Below are 24,828 nucleotides of genomic sequence, written 5' to 3'. Positions count from 1 at the left end.
CTTGTGCCCGGCGCGGGAGAGACGCCCGTACGGACTGCTGGCTTCCGCTCCTGGGGCGCCCGGGTACGCTGCGGTTCTCCACCCGTGACAGGAGGCAGGAGCACACGTGCGTACCCGGAAGGCGGCCCTCGTGGGAGCGCTGTGCGTCGGCCTGTCCGCGGCGCTCACCGCCTGCGGCGGGGGCGGCGAGGACCCCGACGCGGGCACCAACGGCGTCGGCAAGCTGGAGCCCGCGAGGATCCAGGACAAGGCGCAGTCGGCCGCGCGCGGCGCGGCGGCGGTCCACCTCTCCGGCAACGTCGTCAGCCAGGGCCGTACGTACAAGCTGGACGTGCGGCTGAAGCGGGACGGGGGCGCCGGACGGGTCACCTCCGGGGCGGACTCGTTCGAGCTGCTGCGGGTGGGTGACGCGCTGTTCCTGAAGGCCCCCGCGGCGTTCTGGTCGCACGGCGAGGGCGGGGCGGCGGCGCCGCAGGGCGCGGCACCCGGCACCTCCGCGGGCACCACGGGCAAGGGCCCGGGCGGCACGTCGGGCAAGGCGGACAGCGCGGAGGCCGCCCTCAAGCTGGAGAAGAAGTACGTGAAGGTGCCCTCCGGCGACCCCTCGTACCAGAAGCTCAAGGGCTTCACCGACAAGGACGTCCTGCTGGACGGCCTCCTCGGCCTGCACGGCAAGCTCACCCGCGGCGAGCACGGCACCGTGGGGGGCACCCGCACGATCCGCGTCACCGGCGCGGGCGGCTCCGGCGGCACCCTCGACGTCTCCCTCACCGGGACGCCGTACCCGCTGCGGGTCCAGCGGGCGGGGGGCGCGGGGCAGTTGGAGCTGGCGGACTGGGGGCAGGACTTCGCGCTGACCGTGCCGCCGAAGGGCGACACCGTGGACTACGGCAAGGCGATCCCCGCGGGGAGCTGACGTGCCGGCCGTCCCCCGCTAGCCGCGCTTGCGCCGCCCGCGCAGCAGCCGCGGCAGCGCCGCCGGCATCGGCTCCCGCGTCGTCGCCGGCGAGGCGAGCGGCACCGCCGCCAGGGACCCGGCCGGCAGCTCCGCCGTGCCGCCGGTCGGCGCCAGGCGCAGGACCCGGCACTCCCGGGCCCACCGCTCCTCGATCCGCTCCGCGTCCGGCGCGTTCAGCCGCTTGCCCTTCAGCTCGGCGACCGCGGCCCGCCACTCCTCGCCGCCCGCCGCCGGCTCGCCGACCTCGGCGGTCCAGGTGACCAGCCGGCCGCCCTTGTCCTTGCTGCGCACGGTCACCGTGGCCCGGCCGCCGTCCGTGAGGCCGAGGTCCTCCAGCGGCTGCTCGCCGGGGCCGCCGACGACGTGCGCGGCGCCCTCGTGCCATACGTGCCACAGCGCGCGGCTGGGCCCCGTCGGGCCCTGCACCCAGATCAGGCCGGACTTCTTCGTGGCCTCTTCGATCAGTGCCTGCGTCAGCGTCATGCGGCTTACTTTATGCCGCTGACTAGGCTGGGCGGGTGACCACCGCCCGTAGTCCCCGAGACACCCGGCCGCAGAGCCCCGCCCCCGTGTCCCCGGCGCCCGCCGCCGAGGGGATCACCGCCCGGCCCGGGGTCCGGACGGATCTCGTGCTGCTCGGGATCGCGATCGCCGGTGTGTCGCTGTCCGCCCCGCTCATCGCGTCCATAGCCGCCCCGGCCCTCGCCATAGCCTTCTGGCGCAACGCCATGGCGATCGGCGCGCTCACCCCGCTGGTCCTGCTGCGGCACCGCGCCGGGCTGCGCGGCATGGGCCGCCGGGCCCTGCTGCTCTCCGCCGGCGCGGGCGCGCTGCTCGCCCTGCACTTCGCGCTGTGGCTGCCGAGCCTGCGCATGACCTCGGTCGCCTCCTCCACCGCGCTGGTGACCACCACCCCGATCTGGACGACGCTGCTGCTGCGGCTGCGCGGCCACCGCCCGCCCGCGCTGGTCTGGGCGGGCACCGGGCTCGCCGTCCTCGGTGTCGTGATCCTCACCGGCGTCGACCTCTCGGTGTCGCCGCGCGCCCTCGCCGGGGACGGGCTCGCCCTCGCGGCGGGCATGGCGGCGGCCGGTTACGTCCTGCTGGGCGCGGAGGTACGCCGGACCGTGGGCACCGTCGCGTACACCTACGTCTGCTACCTCACGACGACCGTCCTGCTGCTCGCGGCCTGCCTGTTCGCCGGGACGCCCCTCGGCGGGTACAGCGGCGCGACGTGGTGGAAGCTGGCGGTGCTGACGGTCACGGCGCAGCTGCTCGGCCACGGGCTGTTCAACCGGGTGGTGAAGGGCCTCGGCCCGTCCGTCACCTCGACGGCGATCCTGCTGGAGACGCCCGGTGCCGCCCTCATCGCGGCGCTGTGGCTGGGCCAGATGCCGGCGGCGGCCGCCTATCCGGCGCTCGTGGTCATCCTGGCCGGCCTGGCCCTGGTGATCATGGCCGACCGGCCGCGGAAGCGGATCAGAGCCAGCCGTTCCGCTTGAAGCCGCGGTGGATCGCCACACAGATCCCGACCGTGACGATCATGACCGCCGGGTAGCCGTACTTCCACTTGAGCTCCGGCATGTAGTCGAAGTTCATGCCGTAGATCCCGGCGATCATCGTCGGCACCGCGAAGATGGCCGCCCATGAGGTGATCTTGCGCATGTCCTCGTTCTGGGCGACCGACGCCTGCGCGAGGTTGGCCTGGAGGATGGAGTTGAGCAGGTCGTCGAAGGAGACCACCTGCTCGTGGACGCGCGCGAGGTGGTCGGCGACGTCGCGGAAGTACTTCTGGATGTCCGGGTCCACCAGCCGCATCGGCCGCTCGCTCAGCAGCTGCATCGGCCGGATCAGCGGCGTCACCGCCCGCTTGAACTCCAGCACCTCCCGCTTGAGCTGGTAGATCCGGCCCGCGTCGCCCCCGCGCGAGGAGCCCCTGCTGGGCGCCGAGAAGACATCGATCTCCACCTCGTCGATGTCGTCCTGCACGGCGTCGGCGACCGCGATGTAGCCGTCGACGACCTGGTCGGCGATCGCGTGCAGCACCGCCGAGGGGCCCTTGGCCAGCAGCTCCGGGTCGTCCTGGAGGCGGTGGCGCAGCGCGCGCAGCGAGCCCTGGCCGCCGTGCCGGACGGTGATGACGAAGTCCGGTCCGGTGAAGCACATCACCTCGCCGGTCTCCACCACCTCGCTGGTGGCGGTGAGTTCGGCGTGCTCCACGTAGTGGATGGTCTTGAAGACGGTGAACAGCGTGTCGTCGTAACGCTCCAGCTTGGGCCGCTGGTGGGCGTGGACGGCGTCCTCCACGGCGAGCGGGTGCAGCCCGAACTCCTTGGCGATGCCGGAGAACTCACGCTCCGTCGGCTCGTGCAGCCCGATCCACGCGAAGCCGCCCTCGGCCCGCACCCGGCGCATCGCCTCGGCCGGCCCCACCTGGTCGTTGACCCGCTTCCCGTCGCGGTAGACCGCGCAGTCCACCACCGCGCTGCTGTTCGAGCGGTCGCGGGTGGGGTCGTACGGGTAAGGGGTGGCGCTCCGCCGCAGGGCGGGGCGGACGGCGGCGCGCAGGTCACGGATCATCGACATGGCTGGCTCCTTCACGGGCCGGCCGTCAGTCACGGGGGCGAACTCAACGCTGCCCGGAACGTGGACGTGGCGCCTGGCAAGAGGGGGACGTCCGCGAATCGGGCGGCGCTTCGCGCGGCGTGCGGGGACTGACGGCGGTTCACGGAGAACGTCGCAGAGAACACGGAACAAAGCGAGAAGAAGGCGCTCTTCCGTCAGGCACTGCGGGCGCGAAAAGGCTTCCGGGGCTCGGCCGATGACATGGCCGCGAACGGAAGACGTCAGATCACGGAAAACGCGTCCGGAGCGGAGGGACGGGAGAACTGCCGGTACTGCACGGTCGACTAGGATCCACCGACGCCCCACCTCCTCCGGCCGGTCCCCGCTGGGGGACGAACGTAACTCCCTGACCAGAGGTCAAGGCTAGCAGCCACTTGACGCGTCAATACCCTCCTTTGCCCGTTCGATACGCGTTCTATGCTCGCCACATGTCAGACGTTCTCGCTCTTGTCGAGGCCCGGTTGCGGACAGCCCTGGGCGAACCGGACGCGCGCGCCGCGGTCACCTTCCTCGGGACGGACCGCGTGGAGGTCCTCCGCTTCCTCGACGGAGACGTCGTGCGCTACGCCACCCTCGGTATGTCGGCCCAGCCCATGGCCGACCCCACGGCCGTCGTCGCCGACCCCCTCCGCGGCCCCCGGGCCGAACTCGTCCTCAGCGTCCGGGCCGGCCGCGCCGACACCGACAAGGTGCTCCGCCCGCTCGCCGTGCTCGCCGCCTCCCCCCAGGTGGAGGGGCTCGTCGTGGCGCCCGGCGCGTCGCTGGACACCGGCGAGCCGCTGTGGCCCGGCGCGCCCTTCACCTCCGTCCTCGTCGCGGAGTCCGGCGGCCTGGTGCCGGACCTCGAACTGGACGAGCCGATGGACCCCGTCCGCTTCCTTCCGCTGCTGCCGATGACGCCGAACGAGGCGGCCTGGAAACGGGTCCAGGGCGCGGCGGCGCTGGAGGAGCGGTGGCTGCGGCACGGCACCGATCTCCGCGATCCGCTGAGGCCAGGGGTGCCCCTGGGATGACGGCCGGCGGTGTCGGCGTCCGGACGGGTGATCGTCCTTGACGCGACGCCGGTCGCGGAGGACCGTTGGGCCTTATGAGGGGCGAACCCAGTTGCCCGAAGTGCGGTGGCCGGGTGCGAGCGCCCGGTCTCTTCGCCGACTCCTGGCAGTGCTCCGTGCACGGCACTGTGCACCCCTTGCAGCCGGTCGTCCCGCCGAGCGTCGAGGCACTGGCCGTCGTGGTCAACCGCGCCCGGGTCCCGGTGTGGATGCCCTGGCCGCTGCCGGTCGGCTGGCTCTTCACGGGCGTGGTGTGCGCGGGCGACGACCGCAGCGGCGGCCGGGCCACCGCCGTCGCCTGCTCGGGCCCGAGCCCGCTCGGCGGCCCCGGCGAGCTGCTGCTCGTCGCCGAGGAACTGGGCGTCGGCCTCGGCGCGCGCTACGCCGGCGTCGACGGACCCGACCCCGGCCCCTACATCTCCGTCGAGCGCCCGCCGCACGCCAAGGTGCACGCCGCGGGCCGCCCCACCGCGCTGTGGCACGTCGACGGCGCGCCCGAGGACCGGGCGGTCTTCGCGGGCGAGGCGCGCGGGCTGTGGCTGTGGGCGGTGGTGTGGCCGGAGCGGTCGGGACTGCTGATGTACGACGAGCTGGTCCTCACGGATCTGCGGGACGCGGGGGCCGAGGTCGATCTGCTGCCCTGCGGGGCGCTGTCGCCGCGCCTGCTGTCACCGGAAGCGAGCTGAATTTCCGGGGGTTGCCTCCCGGGTGCCGCCCCCCCAGGCGTTGCCCCCCGAGCCACCCGGAACCGCTGCCCCCGCTCAAGGGCCCCGCACGCCGGTTATCCTGAACCGGTCCTCACCCGTCCCGACCACACCCTGGAGGCTGTCGTGCGCATCGATCTGCACACCCACTCCACGGCGTCGGACGGCACGGACACCCCCGCCGAGCTGGTGCGCAACGCCGCCGCGGCCGGGCTGGACGTCGTGGCGCTCACCGATCACGACGGCGTCGGCGGCCACGCCGAGGCCGTCGCGGCGCTCCCCGCCGGGCTCACCCTCGTCACGGGCGCCGAGCTGTCCTGCCGGCTGGGCGGACCCGACGGCTTCAGCGTGCACATGCTGGCCTACCTCTTCGACCCGCTGGAGCCGGAGCTCGCGCGCGAGCGCGAGCTCGTCCGCGACGACCGCACCCCCCGCGCCCAGGGCATGGTCGCCAAGCTCAACGAGCTCGGCGTGCCGGTCACCTGGCAGCGCGTCGCGGAGATCGCCGGCGACGGCGCCGTGGGCCGCCCGCACGTGGCCTCGGCCATGGTCGAGCTGGGCGTGATCGACACGGTCTCCGATGCGTTCACGTCCGAGTGGCTCGCCGGTGACGGCCGGGCCTACGTCGAGAAGCACGAGCTCGACCCCTTCGACGCGATCCGCCTGGTCAAGGCGGCGGGCGGGGTCACCGTCCTCGCGCACCCGCTCGCGCTCAAGCGCGGCAACCGCGTCTCGGAGAGCGCGATAGCCGAGCTGGCCTCGGCCGGTCTGGACGGCGTCGAGGTGGACCACATGGACCACGACGACGCCACCCGCGCCCGGCTCCGCGGCCTCGCCGCCGACCTCTCCCTGCTGACCACCGGTTCCAGCGACTACCACGGCAGCCGCAAGACCTGCCGGCTCGGCGAGTACACGACCGATCCGGAGATCTACGGCGAGATCACCCGCCGGGCCACGGGCGCGTTCCCCGTCCCCGGCGCCGGCGGCTGACCCCACCCCTCCCTCCGGGCACCCCTTCCCGCCCGCACTCGTGCCGTCCCCGTGACCGCCGGGTGCGCGCGCCCCGGCGCCCTACCGCGCTTCCCCACGCCCTGCCCCTCGCCGCCCGTACGCCCGTACGCGCCCGACGGGCGTTCCGCTCGTCCTGCTCGCACCACTCCCGCTAGGCCCTCACTGTGTTCGACATCGCTGTCTTCGGCTCCCTCTTCCTCACCCTCTTCGTGATCATGGACCCGCCCGGGATCACGCCCATCTTCCTGGCGCTCACCTCCGGCCGCCCGGCCAAGGTCCAGCGCCGCATGGCCTGGCAGGCCGCCGCGGTCGCCTTCGGCGTCATCACCGTCTTCGGCCTCTGCGGCCAGCAGATCCTCGACTATCTGCACATCACGACCCCCGCGCTGATGATCGCGGGCGGTCTCCTGCTGCTGCTGATCGCGCTGGACCTGCTGACCGGCAAGTCCGAGGAGCCGACCCAGACCAAGGACGTCAACGTCGCGCTCGTACCGCTGGGCATGCCGCTGCTCGCCGGCCCCGGCGCCATCGTCTCGGTGATCCTCGCGGTGCAGCACGCGGACGGCGTGGCCGCGCAGGTGTCGGTGTGGGCGGCCATCGCCGCGATGCACATCGTGCTGTGGCTGGTGATGCGCTACTCGCTGCTGATCATCCGTCTGATCAAGGACGGCGGCGTGGTCCTGGTGACCCGGCTCGCGGGCATGATGCTCTCGGCGCTGGCCGTCCAGCAGATCATCAACGGCATCACACAGGTCATCAACAGCCACTGACGTCACGGAAGGACGTCACGGAAGCGCCGCCGCCGGTGGCCGCGACCGGCGCGGCGCCGCCCCTGACGCACGACACCCCCGTACGGTCCGTACGGGGGTGTCGTGCACGTGGAGCTGCGTAAGCACTACCGGGCCGCGGTGGTGGCCGGGCGGATATAGATGCGCTGGCCGATCGAGGCGGCCTGCTGCACGATCCGGTTGACGGAGGCGGCGTCCACGACGGTGCTGTCGAGGGCGGTGCCGTCGACGTCGTCCAGACGCATGATTTCGAAGCGCAAGGCTTCTCCCTTCGTCGTGATCCTCCTGAGGAGAACTCAATGAAAAGTGGCGCGCGTCGCGACAGTGCGACGCGCTTCCATACGTGTCCAACGAGGTGACCCCTGCAAACATTCCCTACGCTAAGGAAATTTTTAACATGACTAATTACTGACGAGTAGCGCACCGGAACATGTCCTCTGCGTGACGAACGCCTGACAATGAGACCTCCCACATGACTCACTCATCGCCCGGTCACCCCTCCCACGAAGACCCCGACCTCGCGGCGATCGCCGCGGGCGTCGAGCGCACCAACGAGCTGCTCACCCGTGTCCTCGCCGAGGTCGCCACCACCCCGTCGACCCACGCGATCTTCGTGGACGCGGGCTATGTCTACGCCGCCGCGGGGCGTCTCGTCGTCGGCACCGAGGACCGGCGGTCCTTCGACCTCGACGCCGAAGGGCTGATCGACGCCTTCATCGACAAGGCCCGCATGATCTTCCCGGACAGCAGACTGCTGCGCGTCTACTGGTACGACGGGGCCCGCCGCCGCATCCACACCGCCGAGCAGCAGACCATCGCCGAGCTCCCCGACGTCAAGGTCCGCCTCGGCAACCTCAACGCCAACAACCAGCAGAAGGGCGTCGACTCCCTCATCCGCACCGACCTGGAGTCCCTCGCCCGCCACCGCGCCATCAGCGACGCGGCCCTCATCGGCGGCGACGAGGACCTCGTCTCGGCCGTCGAGGCCGCCCAGGGCTACGGCGCCCGCGTCCACCTCTGGGGCATCGAGGCCGGCGGCGGCCGCAACCAGGCCGAACCGCTGCTCTGGGAGGTCGACAGTCAGCGCACCTTCGACCTCGACTTCTGCAAGCCGTACGTCACCCGGCGGACCGGCGCCTACGAGTCGTACGGCCCCGCCGGTGAGGGCACCGCGCACCAGGCCGCGCCCCCCGGCCGGGACGACGTCCGCTTCGTCGGCGCCCAGGTCGCCGCCCAGTGGCTCGGCGCGCGCGGCCGGGACTCCCTCGCCGAACTGCTCCCCGGCCACCCCTATCTGCCCGGCTCCGTCGACCAGGAACTGCTGGTCGAGGCCGAGGCGCTGCTCGGTCTGTCGCTGCGCGGCCACGCCGATCTGCGCCGGGCGCTGCGGGACGGCTTCTGGGACCACCTGCGCACCCAGTACTGAACCAGCCGGACGTGTGCGCGCGCCGTCATGCGCGCCGGGGTGGTGAGTGGAACCCTGGCACCGGGTGGCCGTGGCCCCGAGAGCGCGGCCACCCGTCAAGCGCGGGACCAGCCTTCCGCCCGTCCGCCGTCCGGAAACAGAAATCGAGGCGACCGCCCATGGCCTCTCCCTCCCCTCACCGCGCCGTGCCGGGCGCGCCGTGCTGGGTGACCCTGCTGACCTCCGACCTCGCCGCGGCGCAGGACTTCTACGGCGCGGTGATGGGCTGGACCTTCCGGCCCGGCTCGCTGGGCGAGGACTTCTCCGTCGCCCTGGACGACGGCAGACCGGTGGCCGGCATCGGCAACGTCGCCCGCGCCATGGGCGTCGCCGTCTCCTGGACGTCCTACTTCGCCGTCGAGGACGCCGACACGGTGGCCTCGCGCATCCGCGAGCGCGGCGCGACGGTCGCCGTCGGCCCGCTCGCCGTGGGCCGCGGGCGGGCCGCGCTGGCCGCCGACCCGGCCGGGGCCGTCTTCGGCTTCTGGGAGGGCGAGACCCTGCGCGAGTGGAACATCGGCCACGCCGGCGCGCCCGCCTGGCTGGAGCTGCGCACCCGGGACGCCTTCGCCGCCGCCATCTTCTACGGCGAGGTCTTCGAATGGGCCACCGGCCGCCCGGACCGCTGCGAGGTCCGCTACGAGGACGAGGCCGTGATGGTCCGCTCGGCCGGGCACACGGTGGCCTGTCTGCGCGGCGGGGCCGTCGAGGCGGCGCCCGACCCGCGGATCCGGCCGCGCTGGCACGTCTACTTCTGCGTCGACGACGTCGAGAAGGCCGTCGAGACGGCCCTCGCGGCGGGCGGCACGGTCGCGGCGGAGCCGGACGACACCCGGGTCGGGGAGTACCGCCAGGGCCGGGAGGCGACGCTCCGCGACCCCGAGGGCGGGCTCTTCACCGTGACCGCGAGCACCGGCTGAGCCGGCGCTCGCTCAGCTCAGGTCCCAGAAGCGCGCGAGCGCCCCGGCCGTCGCGGCCGGGCGCTCCGCGTTGGGGGAGTGCTCGGCGCCGTCGATCACCGTCCGCGCGGCGGAGAGCTCCTTGGCCATCGCGTCGATCGTCGGCACCGGCCAGGCGTAGTCCCGGACGCCCGAGACGACGTGCTTGGGCAGCGGCACGGCCGCCAGCTCCGCCGTGCGGTCGGGCTCGGCGATCAGCTGCGCGCCGGTGGTCATGAGCTGCTCGGGCGTGGTGGCCATCCACCGGCGGTACAGGAACGCGCCCAGCCCCGGGTCGACGGGCTCGGTGGGCGCGCTCTCCGCGACCTCCGTGGCCTTCCCGTCCAGGCGTCGCATCTCCTGCCAGACCGAGTCCATGTCCAGGGCGCCCAGCGCGTCGATGAGCATGCGCGTACGGGCCTGCTGCGGTGCGGAGATCGCGGCGGGGCCGGAGCCCATCAGGGTGAGCGAGCGGTACGGCGACGCGTCGGCCAGCACCGCGGCGCGCGCGATCAGGCCGCCGAGCGAGTGCCCGAGCAGGTGCACGTCACCGCCGAGCGCCACCGCCTGCGCGTGGACGTCCCGGGCCAGCTCGGTCTGCTCGTACGCCCCTGTCGTCCCGCGCGGCCCCTCGGTCTCGTGCTGACCGCGGCCGTCGACGGCCACGGCGCGGTAGCCGGCGGCCGCCAGCGGCTCCAGGAGGGCGATGAAGTCCTCCTTGCTGCCGGTGAACCCCGGGACGAGCAGCGCGGTGCCGCGCGGCGTCCCGGAGGGCCGGGCCTCGTGCACGGCGAACCCGCCGCGTGAGGTGGCGAGGCGGTACGCGCGGGCGCACGCGGGCAAGGTGAGGAACGGCGGCCTGCTCATCCCCCGAGGCTAGCGCGGCCGGACACGCCTACGGCCGGCCACCCCTCGCGGGGTGACCGGCCGTAGGACGGTGCTGTGCTCAGCGGCCCGAGCGGCGGGCTCAGACCTCGGCGGTGGCCTCGGCGGCGACGGCCTTCTTGGCCGTACGCGTGCGCTTGGGCTTGACCTCGGCCACCTCGGCGCCGTCGACGGCCGCGACGGCCTTCTTGGCGGTGCGGGTGCGCTTGGGCTTGGCCTCGGCCTCCACGGCCTCGGCGCCGTCCACCGCGGCGACGGCCTTCTTGGCCGTACGCGTGCGCTTGGGCTTGACCTCGGCCACCTCGGCGCCGTCGACGGCCGCGACGGCCTTCTTGGCGGTGCGGGTGCGCTTCGGCTTGGCCTCGGCTTCCGTGACCTCGGTGGTCTCGGGGGCCGCGGCGGCCTTCTTGGTGGTGCGGGTGCGCTTGGGCTTCACGGCCTCGGCGGTCTCCGCCGCGGCCTCGGCCACGATGGTCTCGGCCTCGGCGACGACGGCCTTCTTGGCCGTACGCGTGCGCTTCGGCTTGACCTCGGCGGCCTCGGCCACGATGGTCTCCGCCTCGGCGGCGACGGCCTTCTTGGCGCGGGTGGCGCGCTTGGGCTTGGCCTCGGCTTCCGTGACCTCGGTGGTCTCGGGGGCCGCGGCGGCCTTCTTGGTGGTGCGGGTGCGCTTGGGCTTCACGGCCTCGGCGGTCTCCGCCGCGGCCTCGGCCACGATGGTCTCCGCCTCGGCGACGACGGCCTTCTTGGCGCGCGAGGCGCGCTTCGGCTTGGCCGGGGCGGCCTCCGCGACCTCGACGGCCTGGACAGCCTCGGGCGCCGCGACGGTCTCGACGGCCGCGACGGCCTTCTTGGCCGTGCGCGCGCGCTTCGGCTCGGCCGGGGCGTCCACGACGGTCGCGACCGGCTCGACGACGGCCGGGGCGGCCGCGGCGGGCTTCCGGGTGCGCGTCCGCTTCGGCTCGGCCGGAGCGGTCTCCTTGGCCTGGGCCGGGATGGTGGCGGCCGTGGCCGCCGCCAGCGCCGCGGCGGCGGTCTCGACGGTCTGGAAACCGAAACCGGCCTCGGCCTCCGGGCGGACCCGGGGGCGGCGACGGCGCGGCTGACGCGACGCGGCCTGCTCGGCGGCGGCCGGGGCCTTCTCGGCCCGCGCCGGGGCGGGAGCCGTCACGGGCGCCGCGGCGGCCGGAGCCGACACGGCGGCCGGCTGCGTGGCACCGGAACGGCCGGCGGCACCGGCACCCGAACCGCCACCCGTACGGGTACGGCGGCGACGGCGCGGCTTCGACGGGGTCTCCGGCGCGGACTGCTCCGGAGCCGACGGCTCCGCGACGGCCGGGGCCGGCGTCGCCACGGGGGCCTCGGCACCCGCGGCCGAACCACCACGGGTACGGCGGCGCTGGCGCGGGGTGCGGGTGCGCGCGGGGCGCTCCTCCGCCACCGGCGCGGCCTTCGGACCGCGGCCGCCACGGCCACCACGGCCACCGGTCTCGCCCAGGTCCTCGATCTCCTCCGCCGCGAGCCCGGCAAGGGTCCGCTCGGAGCGCGGCAGTATGCCCTTCGTACCGGCCGGGATGCCCAGCGCCTCGTAGAGGTGCGGGGAGGTGGAGTACGTCTCCTCCGGCTCGTCGAACGCGAGCTCCAGCGCCTTGTTGATCAGCTTCCAGCGCGGGATGTCGTCCCAGTCGACCAGTGTGACGGCCGTGCCCGACTTGCCCGCGCGGCCGGTGCGGCCGATGCGGTGCAGGTAGGTCTTCTCGTCCTCGGGGGACTGGTAATTGATCACGTGCGTGACGTCGTCCACGTCGATGCCGCGGGCGGCGACGTCGGTGCAGACCAGGACGTCGACCTTGCCGTTGCGGAACGCGCGCAGCGCCTGCTCGCGGGCGCCCTGGCCCAGGTCGCCGTGGACCGCGCCGGAGGCGAAGCCGCGGCGGGCCAGCTGGTCGGCGATGTCGGCGGCGGTGCGCTTGGTGCGGCAGAAGATCATCGCGCGGTTGCGGCCCTCCGCCTGGAGGATCCGGGCCACCATCTCCGGCTTGTCCATGTTGTGGGCGCGGAAGATGTGCTGCTTGATGTTGGCGACGGTCTGGCCCTCGTCGTCCGGCGCGGTGGCGCGGATGTGCGTGGGCTGCGACATGTAGCGGCGCGCGAGGTTGATGACGGCGCCCGGCATGGTGGCCGAGAAGAGCATCGTCTGGCGCTTGGCCGGCAGCATCGTGATGATGCGCTCGACGTCGGGGAGGAAGCCCAGGTCCAGCATCTCGTCGGCCTCGTCCAGGACGAGGGCCTTGACGTGCGCGAGGCTGAGCTTCTTCTGGCCGGCGAGGTCGAGCAGGCGGCCCGGGGTGCCGACGATCACGTCGACGCCCTTCTTGAGCGCCTCGACCTGCGGCTCGTAGGCCCGGCCGCCGTAGATGGCCTGGACGCGGACGTTACGGACCTTGCCGGCGGTGAGGAGGTCGTTGGTGACCTGCTGGCAGAGCTCGCGGGTGGGGACGACCACGAGCGCCTGCGGGGCGTCGGTCAGCTGCTCGGGCTTTGCCCGGCCGGCCTCGACGTCCGCGGGGACGACGACGCGCTCCAGCAGGGGGAGGCCGAAGCCCAGCGTCTTGCCGGTGCCGGTCTTGGCCTGGCCGATGACGTCGGAGCCGGAGAGGGCTACCGGAAGCGTCATCTCCTGGATGGGGAAGGGGTGGACGATGCCGACGGCCTCAAGGGCTTCGGCGGTCTCGGGAAGGATCCCGATTTCTCGGAAAGTGGAGAGAGTGGACAGGATCTTGCCTCTTCTGTGAGACGCGGCGTGAGGCGGCGAAGGGGGTCGTACGTACCGCGCCGGGTACTGGTCCGGCCTGGGGAAGCCGGATGACGCGGGACCACTGCCTTCGCTCTCGCACACGTGCCGCGAGCGGATCCCTCCAGGTGCGTACGCCTCGTACGCGCCGCGCGGAGGGCGGTCGGTTTTGGAAGCCGATCGGGCCACCGACCGGGCATCCGCTGAAGTTCCGAGGGCCGGATGAGTGACGCTCCCGGAAGGCACAGCATGGGACAGCCCGCCGAATACTCGACAGGCGCATTACCACTGTACCCCGGAAAGGCGCATGCGTGTCCGGACAATCCTTCGGACAGATGGGGAGGAACTGGCTGACCAGGCCCTTCCCCGGCTTGCGGAGCGGGCTATTGTGCGCTTCATGCAGACGTCCGACAACGCCGAGAACACCACCGAGCCCGCCGAGGCCCTCACCGGAATCGCCGCCCAGGACTGGGACCAAGCCTCCGCCGACCCGCAGTACCGCGCGGCGGTCGTCGACCTGCTGGGTGCCCTCGCCTACGGCGAGCTGGCCGCCTTCGAGCGGCTCGCCGAGGACGCCAAGCTGGCGCCCACCCTGGACGACAAGGCGGAGCTGGCCAAGATGGCCGCCGCCGAGTTCCAGCACTTCCAGCGGCTGCGCGACCGCCTCGCCGCCATCGACGTGGAGCCCACCGGCGCGATGCAGCCCTTCGCCGCCGCGCTCGACGAGTTCCACCGCCAGACGGCGCCGTCGGACTGGCTGGAGGGCCTGGTCAAGGCGTACGTGGGCGACTCGATCGCCAGTGACTTCTACCGTGAGGTCGCCGCCCGCCTGGACTCCGACACCCGCGCCCTGGTGCTCACCGTGCTCGACGACACGGGCCACGCGAGCTTCGCGGTCGAGAAGGTGCGCGCCGCCATCGAGGCCGAGCCGCGCGTCGGCGGCCGGCTCGCGCTGTGGGCCCGGCGGCTGATGGGCGAGGCGCTCTCGCAGGCGCAGCGCGTGGTCGCCGACCGGGACGCCCTGTCGACGATGCTGGTGGGCGGCGTGGCCGACGGCTTCGACCTCGCCGAGGTGGGGAAGATGTTCTCCCGGATCACCGAGGCGCACACCAAGCGCATGGCCGCGCTGGGTCTCGCCGCCTGACCCCGCCTTTCGCGGGCCGTCCGGAAGGGACCGGATCGGGTGGCGGCGCACGGCCGTCCCCCGGTGCCGGGCGGGCCCGCTTCAGGCCGTCGCTGAGCGGCGGGCGCCGTCTCCCTGGCGCAGCAGCAGTGACAGCAGCGCCACGGCCACCCCGAGCGAGACGGCCAGGGTCGCCGGCAGATGGCCCGGACCCAGCACGGAGTGGGCGAGCAGGGCCCCGAAGAGCGCGGCGGTCGGGCCGGTGGCCAGCGCCAGGCTGCGGGGGCGGAACCGCCCGAAGCGCGCCGGCAGCCAGCGCAGGGCCGCGAGCGAGACGGCGAGTCCGATGAGGACCGAGCCGAGCGCTTCCCAGAGGATCATGGTCACTTCCCTCCCGTACCGGGGTCGAGGGGTGGGGGCAAAACGGTCGAAGCCGTACTACCCCCGGGTGGGGCCGGGCAACCCTCGGCGGCGGCTTCGTCCGGCGCGGCCCGGCCGGGCCGCCGGGGCTCCGTCAGGTCGCCCCGGGCCCGCGCCGCGCGCGGCGCCCCTCCCTTCGTACGACAACGGCGGGGCCCCGGTGAATTCCTCACCGGGGCCCCGCCGTTGTCACTCGGCCGATGTGGCTCAGAGCGTCGCGCTGAAACCGACCTTGCGGACGGTCGGCTCGCCGATCTCCACGTACGCCAGGCGGTCGGACGGGACCAGGACCTTGCGGCCGCGGTCGTCCACCAGGCTCAGGAGCGGAGCCTTGCCGCCGAGCGCGTCGGCCACCGCACGCTCGACCTCTTCGGCAGACTGCCCGCTCTCGAGAACGATCTCGCGGGGCGCGTGCTGCACGCCGATCTTGACCTCCACGGCTTATGTCCCTCCGAAGGTATGGGGTTCCCCCGTGGCGAAGCCCAGGGGAGGGGTGCGCGGACAGCCGCGCCGTACGTTCCACACACTAGCCCGGTACGGCCCCGCGCCGAGCCGGTGCCTGCACGCTGGCAGCGAACAGGAACGACGGCCCCGCGCGGCGCCCGGGTGCTCAGGCCGCCTCGGGCCCGTTCTTCGGGAAGCCGGCGATGCCGCGCCAGGCCAGCGAGGTGAGCAGCTGGACGGCGGTGTCGCGCGGCACGGAGGACTCGCTGGAGAGCCAGTAGCGGGCGACGACCTGGGAGACGCCGCCGAGGCCCACGGCCAGCAGCATGGCCTCGTCCTTGGACAGGCCGGTGTCCTCGGCGATGACGTCGCTGATCTCCCGCGCGCACTCCAGGGAGACCCGGTCGACGCGCTCGCGCACGGCCGGTTCGTTGGTGAGGTCGGACTCGAAGACCAGGCGGAAGGCGCCGCCCTCGTCCTCCACGTACGCGAAGTAGGCGTCCATGGTGGCCGCCACCCGCAGCTTGTTGTCGGAGGTGGAGGCGAGCGCGGTGCGGACCGCGTGCAGCAGGGCCTCGCAGTGCTGGTCCAGCAGGGCCAGGTAGAGGTCCAGCTTGCCGGGGAAGTGCTGGTAGAGGACCGGCTTGCTGACGCCGGCGCGCTCGGCGATGTCGTCCATCGCCGCCGCGTGGTAACCCTGTGCGACAAAGACTTCCTGGGCCGCGCCCAGCAGCTGATTGCGTCGGGCCCGGCGCGGCAGACGCGTGCCTCGCGGCCGCGCCTCGGTCTGCTCGATGGCTGTCACGCCGCCTCCCATGATCGTTCCCTGCACGGTGTGCACCGCGCCCGCCATCGTACTTTTGGGTAACCGGGCCGTGCGTGGTCGGAGCGGAGAATTTCACGTACCGGACGCTGTGGGAAGTCGACAAATTACCGACAATTGGGCGCAAGGTGCCCCTGGCCCATGGCGGCCACCTCCGGAACGCCCGGAACGCCCCGGATCAGCGGTAGTCGTCCTCGTCGAGCTCCACGACCCGGGCCTGCTCGGCGACGTCCGCCTCGTTGGCGCTGTCGGGGTCGATCCCGGTCAGCGGGTCGTCGCGGTGGGGCGAGACGTCCGCGTGCTGTTCGGCGGCGTCGGCCTCGGGGGCCTCCACGTCGATCTCCGTGACATCGGGATCCTCCTCGAACGTCTCGGGATCGGACGGGTCAACGGTCATGCGGTACCCCTTCCCGGGGAGGACGTCCTCGTACTCCTGGGTACGAGCCTAGGAGAGCGGCCCCTCGACGCCAGGCGATCTGTGACCGCCGCCACAACAGCCCCGGCGTGATCGTCTCGTAACATTGCCCGCATGTCTTCGACCGAGTCGCCGGATGCCCGTGCCGTCCCCGTGGTGCCCCCGGGGCGGCCGTCGCGGGTGAGCCGGGGCGAGGAGGTCCGCACGGTGACCCTGCCGGGGGCCACGCTGGCCGTGCGCTCCCGGCGCCCGCTCGCGCCGGACCTGCCGGCCGCGCTCTTCGTGCACGGCCTCGGCGGCTCCTCGCAGAACTGGTCCGCCCTGATGGACCGGCTGGCGGGCGACGTCGACGGCGAGGCGCTCGACCTGCCCGGTTTCGGCGACTCCCCGCCGCCGGACGACGGCGACTACTCCCTCACCGGCTTCGCGCGTGTCGTCATCCGCCACCTCGACGCCGCCGGGCGCGGCCCCGTCCACCTGGTCGGCAACTCCCTGGGCGGCGCGGTCGTCACCCGCGTCGCCGCGGTCCGCCCCGACCTCGTGCGCACCCTGACGCTCGTCTCGCCCGCCCTGCCGGAGCTGCGCCCGCAGCGCACGGCGGTGCCCACCGGGCTGCTCGCGGTGCCCGGCGTCGTCTCCCTCTTCGCGCGGATGACGAAGGACTGGACACCCGAGAGGCGTACCCGCGAGGTCCTCGCGCTCTGTTACGGGGACCCCGGACGGGTGACACCCGAAGGGTTCGCGGAGGCCGTCGCGGAGTACGAGCGGAGGCTGGAGCTCCCCTACTTCTGGGACGTGATGGCCCGCTCCGCGCGCGGCATCGTGGACGCCTACACCCTCGGTGGCCAGCATTCGCTGTGGCGTCAGGCGGAGAAGGTGCTTGCCCCTACGCTGCTCGTCTACGGAAAGCGCGACCAGCTGGTCTCGTACCGTATGGCAGCGCGAGCCGGCAAGACTTTCCGCGACTCGCGGCTGTTGACGCTTCTGGAATCAGGACATGTCGCCATGATGGAGGACCCGGACGCGGTGGCACGTGCCTTCCGCGACCTGCTCGCGGACACCGCCGCCACCGCAGAACGGAGCGCTACGCCTCGTGGGTAAACACAGTGCACGTGCCTCCCACGCTTCCCCCAGGCCCGCGGCGCCCGCCGCCGGGGGCCCCGCCGGTGACGTCGCCGGGAGCACCGGCGAGGAGGCCGGACCACTGGGCGGCCCGGGTTCCGCTTTCGGCGCGGAGTTCGGCCCGGCGTTCGGCGCGGATTTCGCCACCGAGGCCGGCGCGGCGCCCGGTACGGGCCGCCGGCGCGCCTCGGCCGCCGAGGAGGCCGCCGGCCCCGAGGCCGTGGAGCCGCCGCCCCCGGGCAGCTGGCCCGACCCGCTGTTCGACCCCGAGTGGCCCGGAGCCGCCGCGGGCCGCGACGGGCGCCCGGGCGAGCACCAGCCGGAGCCGGGTGTCGGCTGGGGCGTCATCGGCGTCCAGCGCGGCCAGGCCGCGGGCCCGGCCGGCGGCTACGAGCACCACACCTACGGGTCCCTCTATGTGACGGACCATCCGGCCGGGCCGGACGCGGCCCACCAGCCCGTTCTTCCGTTCGTCGACGAGGTGTTCCCGCCCGTCCCCGCTCCCGCCGCCGCTTCCGCTCCGGGTTCCGTTTTCACCCCGGCCCCGGCCCCGGCCCCCGCCGCCGCGCCCGCCGAGGGTCCCTCCGCCGGTGGTGACGGCACCCCCCGTGTGACGATCGCGAGACCCGGCAGCCGTCGCGCGCCCCGCGGTACCGGCCCCTTCCGTACCGGTCAGGGGCTCGCGCGCACCGCCACCGGCGTGGCCGCCGCCCTGGTGACGGCCGTGCTCGCGGTGATCGTCGCCGGTCAGGTCGAGGAGGGCGCGGACAGTAAGGCGCAGGCCCGCTCCGCGGACGTCGAGCGCACCGGCCCGGACGCCGCCTCGCGCTCCGACAGCCGGCCCACGCCCAACGGCGGCGCGGTGGTCCCGGCCACGTACGAGCAGAAGATGGCGAAGAAGTACCCGCTCGCCCCCGACGCGCGGGGCACCGGCGACTTCGAGACCGTGGGCGGCCACGACAAGGCCCCCGGCAAGGGCGAGGTGCTGCGCTACCGCGTGGACGTGGAGAAGGGGCTGCCGCTCGACGGCGGGCTGTTCGCCACCGCCGTGCAGCGGACCCTGAACGACGAGCGCAGCTGGGGCCACGGCGGTGACCGCACCTTCGAGCGCGTCTCGACCGGCTCCGCCGACTTCGTGATCACCCTGGCCAGCCCCGGCACCACGGCCACCTGGTGCGCCAAGTCGGGCCTGGACACCACGCAGGACAACGTCTCCTGCGACTCCGCGGCCACCGACCGCGTCATGATCAACGCCTACCGCTGGGCGCAGGGCGCGCAGACCTACGGCGACCGGATGCACGCCTACCGGCAGATGCTGATCAACCACGAGGTCGGCCACCGGCTCGGCCACGACCACGAGACCTGCGCCAAGGAGGGCGCGCTCGCGCCGGTGATGATGCAGCAGACGAAGTTCCTGACGACGGACGGCGCCACCTGCCGCCCGAACCCCTGGCCGTTCCCGGGGGAGTGACCGGGAGGGGCCCGGCGCCGGGCGGGAAGCGCATGATCCGGACGTATGCCATCCGTATCCGCCCGGCCTGCGGAGCTTGATCGATCGTCCTGCTCCGCGAGATGTCTCATCTCTGGATATGAGACATCTTTGCCACCTGGCGAAAATTCGTTCAGTGTTCTGCGCATGTCGCACCACCACGCCCCCGAGATCGCCGGCTTCGAGCTGGCGCTGATCGGCGTGGCCGCGCACGCAGTCGCCGACATCCTCTGTCGCTGAGACCGCCCTTCCCCCCGCGCGTATTCCGCGCCGCGCCAACGCGCAACGGCATCGCGTCCGTCGGGGGCGGTCCCCGCGCCCTTGCGCGATCTTCCTCAGCCGCCTTCCGTGGGTGCTTGCACTCTCCTTACGATCGCTTTCCCGCGAAAGGCTGACCTCGTCATGCGTCAACTTCCCGCCATATCCCGCCGCGTGGCCGCGGCCGCAGTCAGTGTGGTCCTGCTCGGAGGCGCGGCGGCGTGCGGCCCGGAGAAGAGCGGCGGTGACGCCAAGGGCGGCGCCGACGGTGCCGCGGAGAAGGGCGGCACCCTGACCGTCCTCAACAGACAGCCGCAGAAGCAGTTCGACCCCGCGCGCCTCTACACCTCCGGCGGCGGCAACATCCCCTCGCTCGTCTACCGCACGCTCACCACCCGTAACCGGGAGAGCGGCGCCGAGGGCACCAAGGTCGTGCCCGACCTGGCCACCGACATCGGCAAGGCCAGCGACGACGCCAAGACGTGGACGTACAAGCTGAAGGACGGGCTGAAGTACGAGGACGGCTCGCCCATCACCACCGCCGACATCAAGTACGGCATCGAGCGCTCCTTCGCCGCCGAGCTCTCCGGCGGCGCCCCGTACCTGCGCGACTGGCTGGTCGGCGGCGACACGTACCAGGGGCCGTACAAGGAGAAGAAGGGCCTCGACTCGATCGAGACGCCCGACGAGAAGACCATCGTCTTCCATCTGCGCAAGTCCGAGGGTGACTTCCCCTACCTCGCGACCTCCACCCAGTTCGCCCCCGTGCCCAAGGCCAAGGACACCGGCGCCAAGTACGCCGAGCACCCGGTCTCCTCCGGCCCGTACAAGGTCGTCAAGAACGCCAACGACGGCGAGCACATGGTGCTGGAGCGCAACGAGAACTGGTCGGAGGCGACCGACAAGGAGCGGCACGCCTACCCCGACCGGATCGAGGTGAAGTCCGGCCTCTCCTCCGCCGTCATCAACCAGCGGCTCTCCTCCGGCCAGGGCGCGGACGCCGCCGCCGTCACCACCGACACCAACCTCGGCCCCGCCGAGCTGGCCCAGGTCACCGGCGACAAGAAGCTCGCGGACCGGGTCGGCACCGGCCACTTCGGCTACACCAACTACCTCGCCTTCAACCCCACGGTGAAGCCCTTCGACGACCCGAAGGTGCGCCAGGCGATCTCCTACGCCGTCAACCGCACCAGCGTGGTGAACGCCGCGGGCGGCTCCTCGCTGGCCGAGCCGGCCACGACCTTCCTGCCCAACCAGAAGTCCTTCGGCTTCACGCCCTACGACCACTTCGCGGCGGGCGACAAGGGCGACGCGGCCAAGGCCAAGGAGCTGCTGAAGGAAGCCGGCCAGGAGAACCTGGAGATCACCCTCACCCACTCCACCGCCCAGGACTTCGAGACCAGCCCCGAGATCGCGACGGCTGTCCAGGCCGCGCTCAAGGAGGCCGGGATCAAGGTCAAGCTGGAGGGCCTGGAGATCAACGACTACGACGAGAAGACCCACAGCCTCGACAAGCAGCCGGGCCTCTTCCTCGCCCACTGGGGTGCCGACTGGCCCTCCGGCGGCCCCTTCCTCGCCCCGATCTTCGACGGCCGGCAGATCGTCAAGGAGGGCGCGGGCAACTACAACGCCTCCCGCCTCGACGACTCCAAGATCAACGACGAGATCGACGAGATCAACAAGATCACCGACCATGACGCCGCCGCCAAGCGCTGGGGCGCGCTCGACCGCAGGATCGGCGAGCAGGCGCTGACCGTGCCGCTGTTCCACCCGGTCTACAAGCGCCTCTACGGCAAGGACGTCAAGAACGTCGTCATCAGCGACTGGACCGGTGTCCTCGACGTCTCGCAGGTCGCGGTCAAGTGACGGACCTCCTCACCACCCCGGAACCGGAGGCGGGGCTCGCCCCCGCCTCCGGGGCCCGGCAGGTCTGGCGGCGGCTGAGGGCGCGCAAGTCCGCGCTCGCGGCCGCCGCCGTGCTGGGTCTGCTCGTCCTCCTCGCCCTCTTCGCGCCCCTGCTGGCCGCGCTGGAGGGACAGGACCCGAACACCTACCACGACGCCCTCGTCGACTCCGCGCGCGGCGGCGTGCCGCTCGGTGACTTCGGCGGCATCAGCGCCGAGCACTGGCTCGGCGTCGAACCGGGCACCGGCCGCGACATGTTCGTCCGGCTGCTCTACGGCGCCCGGGTCTCCCTCCTCGTCGCCCTCGGCGCGACCGTCGTCCAGGTGCTCATCGGCCTCGCCGTGGGCCTGGCCGCGGCCCTCGGCAACCGGTTCGCCGACAGCGTGTTCAGCCACCTCACCGACGTGATGGTCGCGATGCCGCTGCTCGTCTTCGCCATCGCCCTGATGGCCGTCGTGCCCGCGGACTTCCCGCGCCCGCTGCTGCTCGTCTTCTCCATCGGCCTGCTCGCCTGGGGCCCCATGGCGCGGCTCGTGCGCGGCCAGACGCTGAGCCTGAAGAAGCTCGACTACGTCTCGGCCGCCCGGCTGACCGGCGGTTCCTCCTGGCGGGTCGCCCGGCGCGAGCTGCTGCCCGCGCTGGCCGCGCCCGTGATCACCTATGCGGCGATCCTGCTGCCGAGCAACATCGTCGTCGAGGCGAGCCTGTCCTTCCTCGGCGTGGGCGTGAAGCCGCCGACGCCCTCCTGGGGGCAGATGCTCTCGACGGCCACCACGTGGTTCCGCGCGGACCCCACGTACGTCCTGCTGCCGGCCCTCCTGCTGTTCGTCACCACGCTCGCGTTCACCGTGCTCGCCGACGGGGTGCGCGTCGCGCTCGACCCGCGTGAGGCGTCCCGGCTGCGCGTCGGCCGGGGCGGCCGCACGTCCCGCAAGTCCCGTCCGGGAGGCACGGCGTGACCCTCTACTTCCTGCGCCGCGCGCTGGGCGCGGTCGCCGTCGTCCTCGTGCTCTCGGCCGTCGTCTACGTGACGTTCTACGTCGCGCCCGGCGACCCCGCGCGCCTGGCGTGCGGCCCGCGCTGCAACCCCGAGCAGATCCGGCAGGTCCGCGAGCAGCTCTCGCTCGACGACCCCCTCCTGACGCAGTACTGGCACTTCATCCAGGGCGTGTTCGTCGGCCAGGACTACTCCACCGGCACCGCCGTGCTGCACTGCGACGCGCCCTGCTTCGGGCTCTCGTACCAGAACAACCAGCAGGTCACCGACATGCTCGTCGAGCGGCTGCCCGCCACGGCCTCGCTGGCCGTCGGCGCCATGGTCGTCTGGCTCACGGTCGGCATCGGCACCGGTCTGATGTCCGCGCTGCGGCGCGGTGGCATCACCGAACGCGTCCTCACCTGGCTCACGCTCGCCGGCACCGCCACCCCGGTCTTCATCAGCGGGCTGCTGTTGCTGATGCTCTTCTGCGCGTACCTGGAATGGCTGCCGTTCCCGACCTACGTGCCGCTGACCGAGGACCCCGAGCAGTGGGCCTGGAACATGCTGCTGCCCTGGGTGGCGCTCGGCCTGCTCGAATCCGCCAAGTACGCCCGCCTCACCCGCAGCTCCACGCTGGAGACGCTGGCCGAGGACCACATCCGCACCTTCCGCGCCTACGGTGTGTCCGAGCGGTCGCTGGTCGTCCGGCACGCCCTGCGGGGCGCGCTGGCCCCGGTCATCGCCCTGACCGCCGCCGACTTCGGATCGATCTTCGGCGGCGCGGTGCTGACCGAGAAGATGTTCGGCCTGCCCGGCATCGGCCAGCTGCTGGTGGACTCCACGCGGAAGATCGACCTCCCGGTCGTCGTGGCCGTCGTGGTGATCACCGGTACCGCCGTCGTGATCGCCAACATCGTGGCGGACGTGCTCTACGCCGTCGCCGACCGAAGGGTGGCCCTGCGATGACCGCCGGCACCGCGTCCCTGGTCTCCGTGACGGACCTGTCCATCGCCTTCCCCACCGGGGAGGGCACCGTCCGGGCCGTCGACGGACTCTCCTTCACCCTCGCCCCCGGCGGCGCCCTCGGTATCGTCGGCGAGTCCGGCTCCGGCAAGAGCACCGCCGCGTACGCCCTGCTCGGCCTGCACAAGGGCACCGGCGCCGAGGTCTCCGGAGCGGTGACCGTCGCCGGGCACGACGTGCTCGCCGCCGGGGACGCCGAACTGCGCGGGCTGCGCGGCGGGGCGGCGGCCATGGTCTTCCAGGACCCGCTCTCCTCGCTCGACCCCTACCAGGCCATCGGCGACCAGATCGCCGAGGTCTACCGCGTGCACCGTAAGGGCGCCTCCCGGCGCGCCGCCCGGGAGCGGGCCACCGAGGTCCTCGACCGGGTCGGCATCCCGGACGCGGCCCGCCGCGCCCGGTCCCGGCCGCACGAGTTCAGCGGCGGCATGCGCCAGCGGGCCCTGATCGCCATGGCGCTCGCCTGCGAGCCCCGGCTGCTCGTCGCCGACGAACCCACCACGGCCCTCGACGTCACCGTCCAGGCCCAGATCCTCGACCTGCTGCGCGACCTGCGCGCGGAGACGGGCATGGGCCTGATCCTCGTCACCCACGACCTCGGGGTGGCGGCCGGCACCGTCGACGAGCTGCTGGTGATGAAGGACGGCCGCGCGGTGGAGCACGCACCGGTGCGCACCGTGCTCGACGCGCCGCGCGAGACCTACACGCGCGACCTGCTGGCGGCCGTGCCCCGCGTAAACGTCCGCCGCACGGCCGGGGCGAAGCGGCCGGCCGCGGCCGCCCAGGGGCCCGGTACGGACGTGCTGCTGGAGGCGGACGGCCTCACCCGGACGTTCGGGAGCGGCCGTAAGGCCGTCACCGCCGTCGAGGAGGTCTCGCTGACCGTCCGCGCCGGCGAGACCGTCGGCGTGGTCGGCGAGTCCGGCAGCGGCAAGACGACGCTCGGGCGGATGCTCGTACGGCTCCTGGAGCCGACCGGCGGCGCGCTCCGTTACCAGGGGCGCGACATCGGCGGCCTGAAGGACCGCGAGCTGCGGGCGTTCCGCAGCGAGCTCCAGATGGTCTTCCAGGACCCGGTCTCCTCCCTCAACCCCCGGCGCAGCATCGGCGAGTCCATCGCCGACCCGCTGCGCGCCGCCGGGCGGCTCGGCGACGCGGAGATCGTCGCCCGGGTGCGGGAACTGCTGGAGCGGGTGGGGCTCGACCCCGGCGCGTACCACCGCTACCCCCATGAGTTCAGCGGTGGCCAGCGGCAGCGGGTCGGCATCGCGCGGGCGCTCGCGCCCGAGCCCAAGCTCATCGTCTGCGACGAGCCGGTCTCCGCCCTGGACGTCACCACGCAGGCGCAGGTGGTGCGACTCCTCGGCGAGCTCCAGCGCGACCTCGGGCTCGCGCTGGTCTTCATCGCCCACGACCTCGCCGTCGTACGGCAGGTCAGCGACCGGCTCGTCGTGATGCGGGGCGGCCGGATCGTGGAGGAGGGCGACGCCGACTCCGTCTACGAGCGCCCCCGCCACGCCTACACCCAGGGCCTGCTGGCGGCCGTCCCGCGGCTCGAAAAGGCGGAAGCCGCCGCATAGCGCGAAGCAACGTCCCATCTTCGGGAA

General features: G+C 73.1%; 25 protein-coding genes. 16 read left to right on the top strand and 9 right to left on the bottom strand.

The window, feature by feature from the left end; genetic code table 11:
- The first annotated feature begins 106 nt into the window (after positions 1-106).
- Positions 107-916 (top strand): hypothetical protein, encoded by an 810-nt coding sequence (locus tag SMD11_RS11785; RefSeq protein ID WP_087926416.1) that lies wholly within the window; start codon positions 107-109, stop codon positions 914-916.
- 18 nt (positions 917-934) lie between these two features.
- Here SMD11_RS11785 and SMD11_RS11780 read toward each other — a convergent pair whose 3' ends face one another.
- The gene (locus SMD11_RS11780) at positions 935-1,441 is read right to left on the bottom strand and encodes a hypothetical protein (RefSeq protein WP_087926415.1); all 507 of its coding nucleotides are present in this window, start codon (positions 1,439-1,441) and stop codon (positions 935-937) included.
- 35 nt (positions 1,442-1,476) lie between these two features.
- On the opposite strand from SMD11_RS11780, the gene SMD11_RS11775 reads away from it, so the two are divergent.
- Complete coding sequence (locus SMD11_RS11775) at positions 1,477-2,460, top strand: DMT family transporter (protein ID WP_418952437.1); 984 nt, start codon at positions 1,477-1,479, stop codon at positions 2,458-2,460.
- On the opposite strand, the gene corA is transcribed toward SMD11_RS11775, so the two are convergent.
- Complete coding sequence (gene corA / locus SMD11_RS11770; RefSeq protein ID WP_087926413.1) at positions 2,438-3,544, bottom strand: magnesium/cobalt transporter CorA; 1,107 nt, start codon at positions 3,542-3,544, stop codon at positions 2,438-2,440. The genes SMD11_RS11775 and corA overlap by 23 nt on opposite strands.
- A 467-nt stretch (positions 3,545-4,011) precedes the next feature.
- Here corA and SMD11_RS11765 point away from each other — a divergent pair, with 467 nt between their 5' ends.
- From SMD11_RS11765 to SMD11_RS11750, 4 genes are all read left to right on the top strand, one after another.
- Complete coding sequence (locus SMD11_RS11765; RefSeq protein WP_087926412.1) at positions 4,012-4,596, top strand: suppressor of fused domain protein; 585 nt, start codon at positions 4,012-4,014, stop codon at positions 4,594-4,596.
- A gap of 74 nt (positions 4,597-4,670) precedes the next feature.
- Positions 4,671-5,321: a DUF6758 family protein gene (locus SMD11_RS11760; RefSeq protein ID WP_087926411.1), complete on the top strand. Its 651-nt coding sequence runs from the start codon at positions 4,671-4,673 to the stop codon at positions 5,319-5,321.
- 144 nt (positions 5,322-5,465) lie between these two features.
- Positions 5,466-6,329, top strand: coding sequence for a PHP domain-containing protein (locus SMD11_RS11755; protein WP_087926410.1), 864 nt, complete (start codon positions 5,466-5,468; stop codon positions 6,327-6,329).
- Positions 6,330-6,514: 185 nt separating this feature from the next.
- Complete coding sequence (locus SMD11_RS11750; protein ID WP_087926409.1) at positions 6,515-7,120, top strand: MarC family protein; 606 nt, start codon at positions 6,515-6,517, stop codon at positions 7,118-7,120.
- A gap of 125 nt (positions 7,121-7,245) precedes the next feature.
- Here the strand turns inward: SMD11_RS11750 and SMD11_RS35865 are convergent, their stop codons facing one another.
- On the bottom strand, positions 7,246-7,398 hold the full coding sequence (locus tag SMD11_RS35865; protein ID WP_087926408.1) for a hypothetical protein: 153 nt from the start codon (positions 7,396-7,398) through the stop codon (positions 7,246-7,248).
- Between the two features lie 212 nt (positions 7,399-7,610).
- Here SMD11_RS35865 and SMD11_RS11740 point away from each other — a divergent pair, with 212 nt between their 5' ends.
- Together SMD11_RS11740 and SMD11_RS11735 are read left to right on the top strand one after the other, a co-directional pair.
- Positions 7,611-8,564, top strand: coding sequence for an NYN domain-containing protein (locus SMD11_RS11740; RefSeq protein ID WP_087926407.1), 954 nt, complete (start codon positions 7,611-7,613; stop codon positions 8,562-8,564).
- Positions 8,565-8,722: 158 nt separating this feature from the next.
- Entirely contained in the window at positions 8,723-9,523 is an 801-nt protein-coding gene (locus tag SMD11_RS11735; protein WP_087926406.1) for a VOC family protein, read from the top strand.
- Positions 9,524-9,535: 12 nt separating this feature from the next.
- Here the strand turns inward: SMD11_RS11735 and SMD11_RS11730 are convergent, their stop codons facing one another.
- Both SMD11_RS11730 and SMD11_RS11725 read right to left on the bottom strand, forming a co-directional pair.
- The gene (locus SMD11_RS11730) at positions 9,536-10,408 is read right to left on the bottom strand and encodes an alpha/beta fold hydrolase (protein ID WP_087926405.1); all 873 of its coding nucleotides are present in this window, start codon (positions 10,406-10,408) and stop codon (positions 9,536-9,538) included.
- Between the two features lie 100 nt (positions 10,409-10,508).
- The gene (locus SMD11_RS11725; protein ID WP_087926404.1) at positions 10,509-13,103 is read right to left on the bottom strand and encodes a DEAD/DEAH box helicase; all 2,595 of its coding nucleotides are present in this window, start codon (positions 13,101-13,103) and stop codon (positions 10,509-10,511) included.
- Between the two features lie 514 nt (positions 13,104-13,617).
- Between SMD11_RS11725 and SMD11_RS11720 the strand changes: the two genes are divergently transcribed.
- Entirely contained in the window at positions 13,618-14,364 is a 747-nt protein-coding gene (locus SMD11_RS11720) for a ferritin-like fold-containing protein (RefSeq protein WP_087930433.1), read from the top strand.
- 81 nt (positions 14,365-14,445) lie between these two features.
- On the opposite strand, the gene SMD11_RS11715 is transcribed toward SMD11_RS11720, so the two are convergent.
- The 4 genes from SMD11_RS11715 to SMD11_RS11700 form a co-directional block, all read right to left on the bottom strand.
- Positions 14,446-14,724: a hypothetical protein gene (locus SMD11_RS11715; protein WP_199843854.1), complete on the bottom strand. Its 279-nt coding sequence runs from the start codon at positions 14,722-14,724 to the stop codon at positions 14,446-14,448.
- 246 nt (positions 14,725-14,970) lie between these two features.
- Positions 14,971-15,201 carry a DUF3107 domain-containing protein gene (locus SMD11_RS11710; RefSeq protein WP_087926403.1) on the bottom strand — a complete coding sequence of 77 codons (231 nt, stop codon included), beginning with the start codon at positions 15,199-15,201 and terminating at the stop codon, positions 14,971-14,973.
- Between the two features lie 172 nt (positions 15,202-15,373).
- A complete protein-coding gene (locus SMD11_RS11705) occupies positions 15,374-16,012 on the bottom strand; it encodes a TetR/AcrR family transcriptional regulator (RefSeq protein WP_087930432.1) in 639 nt (212 codons plus the stop codon).
- Between the two features lie 196 nt (positions 16,013-16,208).
- Positions 16,209-16,427 carry a hypothetical protein gene (locus SMD11_RS11700; protein ID WP_087926402.1) on the bottom strand — a complete coding sequence of 73 codons (219 nt, stop codon included), beginning with the start codon at positions 16,425-16,427 and terminating at the stop codon, positions 16,209-16,211.
- Positions 16,428-16,559: 132 nt separating this feature from the next.
- On the opposite strand from SMD11_RS11700, the gene SMD11_RS11695 reads away from it, so the two are divergent.
- From SMD11_RS11695 to SMD11_RS11670, 7 genes are all read left to right on the top strand, one after another.
- On the top strand, positions 16,560-17,546 hold the full coding sequence (locus SMD11_RS11695; protein WP_087926401.1) for an alpha/beta fold hydrolase: 987 nt from the start codon (positions 16,560-16,562) through the stop codon (positions 17,544-17,546).
- A complete protein-coding gene (locus tag SMD11_RS11690; protein WP_087926400.1) occupies positions 17,539-19,038 on the top strand; it encodes a DUF3152 domain-containing protein in 1,500 nt (499 codons plus the stop codon). The genes SMD11_RS11695 and SMD11_RS11690 overlap by 8 nt, the downstream gene beginning before the upstream one ends.
- Before the next feature lie 165 nt (positions 19,039-19,203).
- Positions 19,204-19,296, top strand: coding sequence for an Ms4533A family Cys-rich leader peptide (locus SMD11_RS37050; protein WP_324614722.1), 93 nt, complete (start codon positions 19,204-19,206; stop codon positions 19,294-19,296).
- Between the two features lie 162 nt (positions 19,297-19,458).
- Positions 19,459-21,180 carry an ABC transporter substrate-binding protein gene (locus SMD11_RS11685; RefSeq protein ID WP_087926399.1) on the top strand — a complete coding sequence of 574 codons (1,722 nt, stop codon included), beginning with the start codon at positions 19,459-19,461 and terminating at the stop codon, positions 21,178-21,180.
- Complete coding sequence (locus SMD11_RS11680) at positions 21,177-22,178, top strand: ABC transporter permease (RefSeq protein WP_087926398.1); 1,002 nt, start codon at positions 21,177-21,179, stop codon at positions 22,176-22,178. The genes SMD11_RS11685 and SMD11_RS11680 overlap by 4 nt, the downstream gene beginning before the upstream one ends.
- Positions 22,175-23,164: an ABC transporter permease gene (locus SMD11_RS11675; protein WP_087926397.1), complete on the top strand. Its 990-nt coding sequence runs from the start codon at positions 22,175-22,177 to the stop codon at positions 23,162-23,164. Before SMD11_RS11680 ends, SMD11_RS11675 begins: the two co-directional genes overlap by 4 nt.
- The gene (locus SMD11_RS11670) at positions 23,161-24,801 is read left to right on the top strand and encodes a dipeptide ABC transporter ATP-binding protein (RefSeq protein WP_087926396.1); all 1,641 of its coding nucleotides are present in this window, start codon (positions 23,161-23,163) and stop codon (positions 24,799-24,801) included. Before SMD11_RS11675 ends, SMD11_RS11670 begins: the two co-directional genes overlap by 4 nt.
- The last annotated feature ends 27 nt before the right edge of the window (positions 24,802-24,828 follow it).

The organism is Streptomyces albireticuli (assembly GCF_002192455.1).
GTDB classification, from domain to species: domain Bacteria; phylum Actinomycetota; class Actinomycetes; order Streptomycetales; family Streptomycetaceae; genus Streptomyces; species Streptomyces albireticuli_B.
The sequence above is the reverse complement of the archived record's forward strand: the minus strand, read 5'-3'. Positions and strand labels throughout refer to the sequence as shown.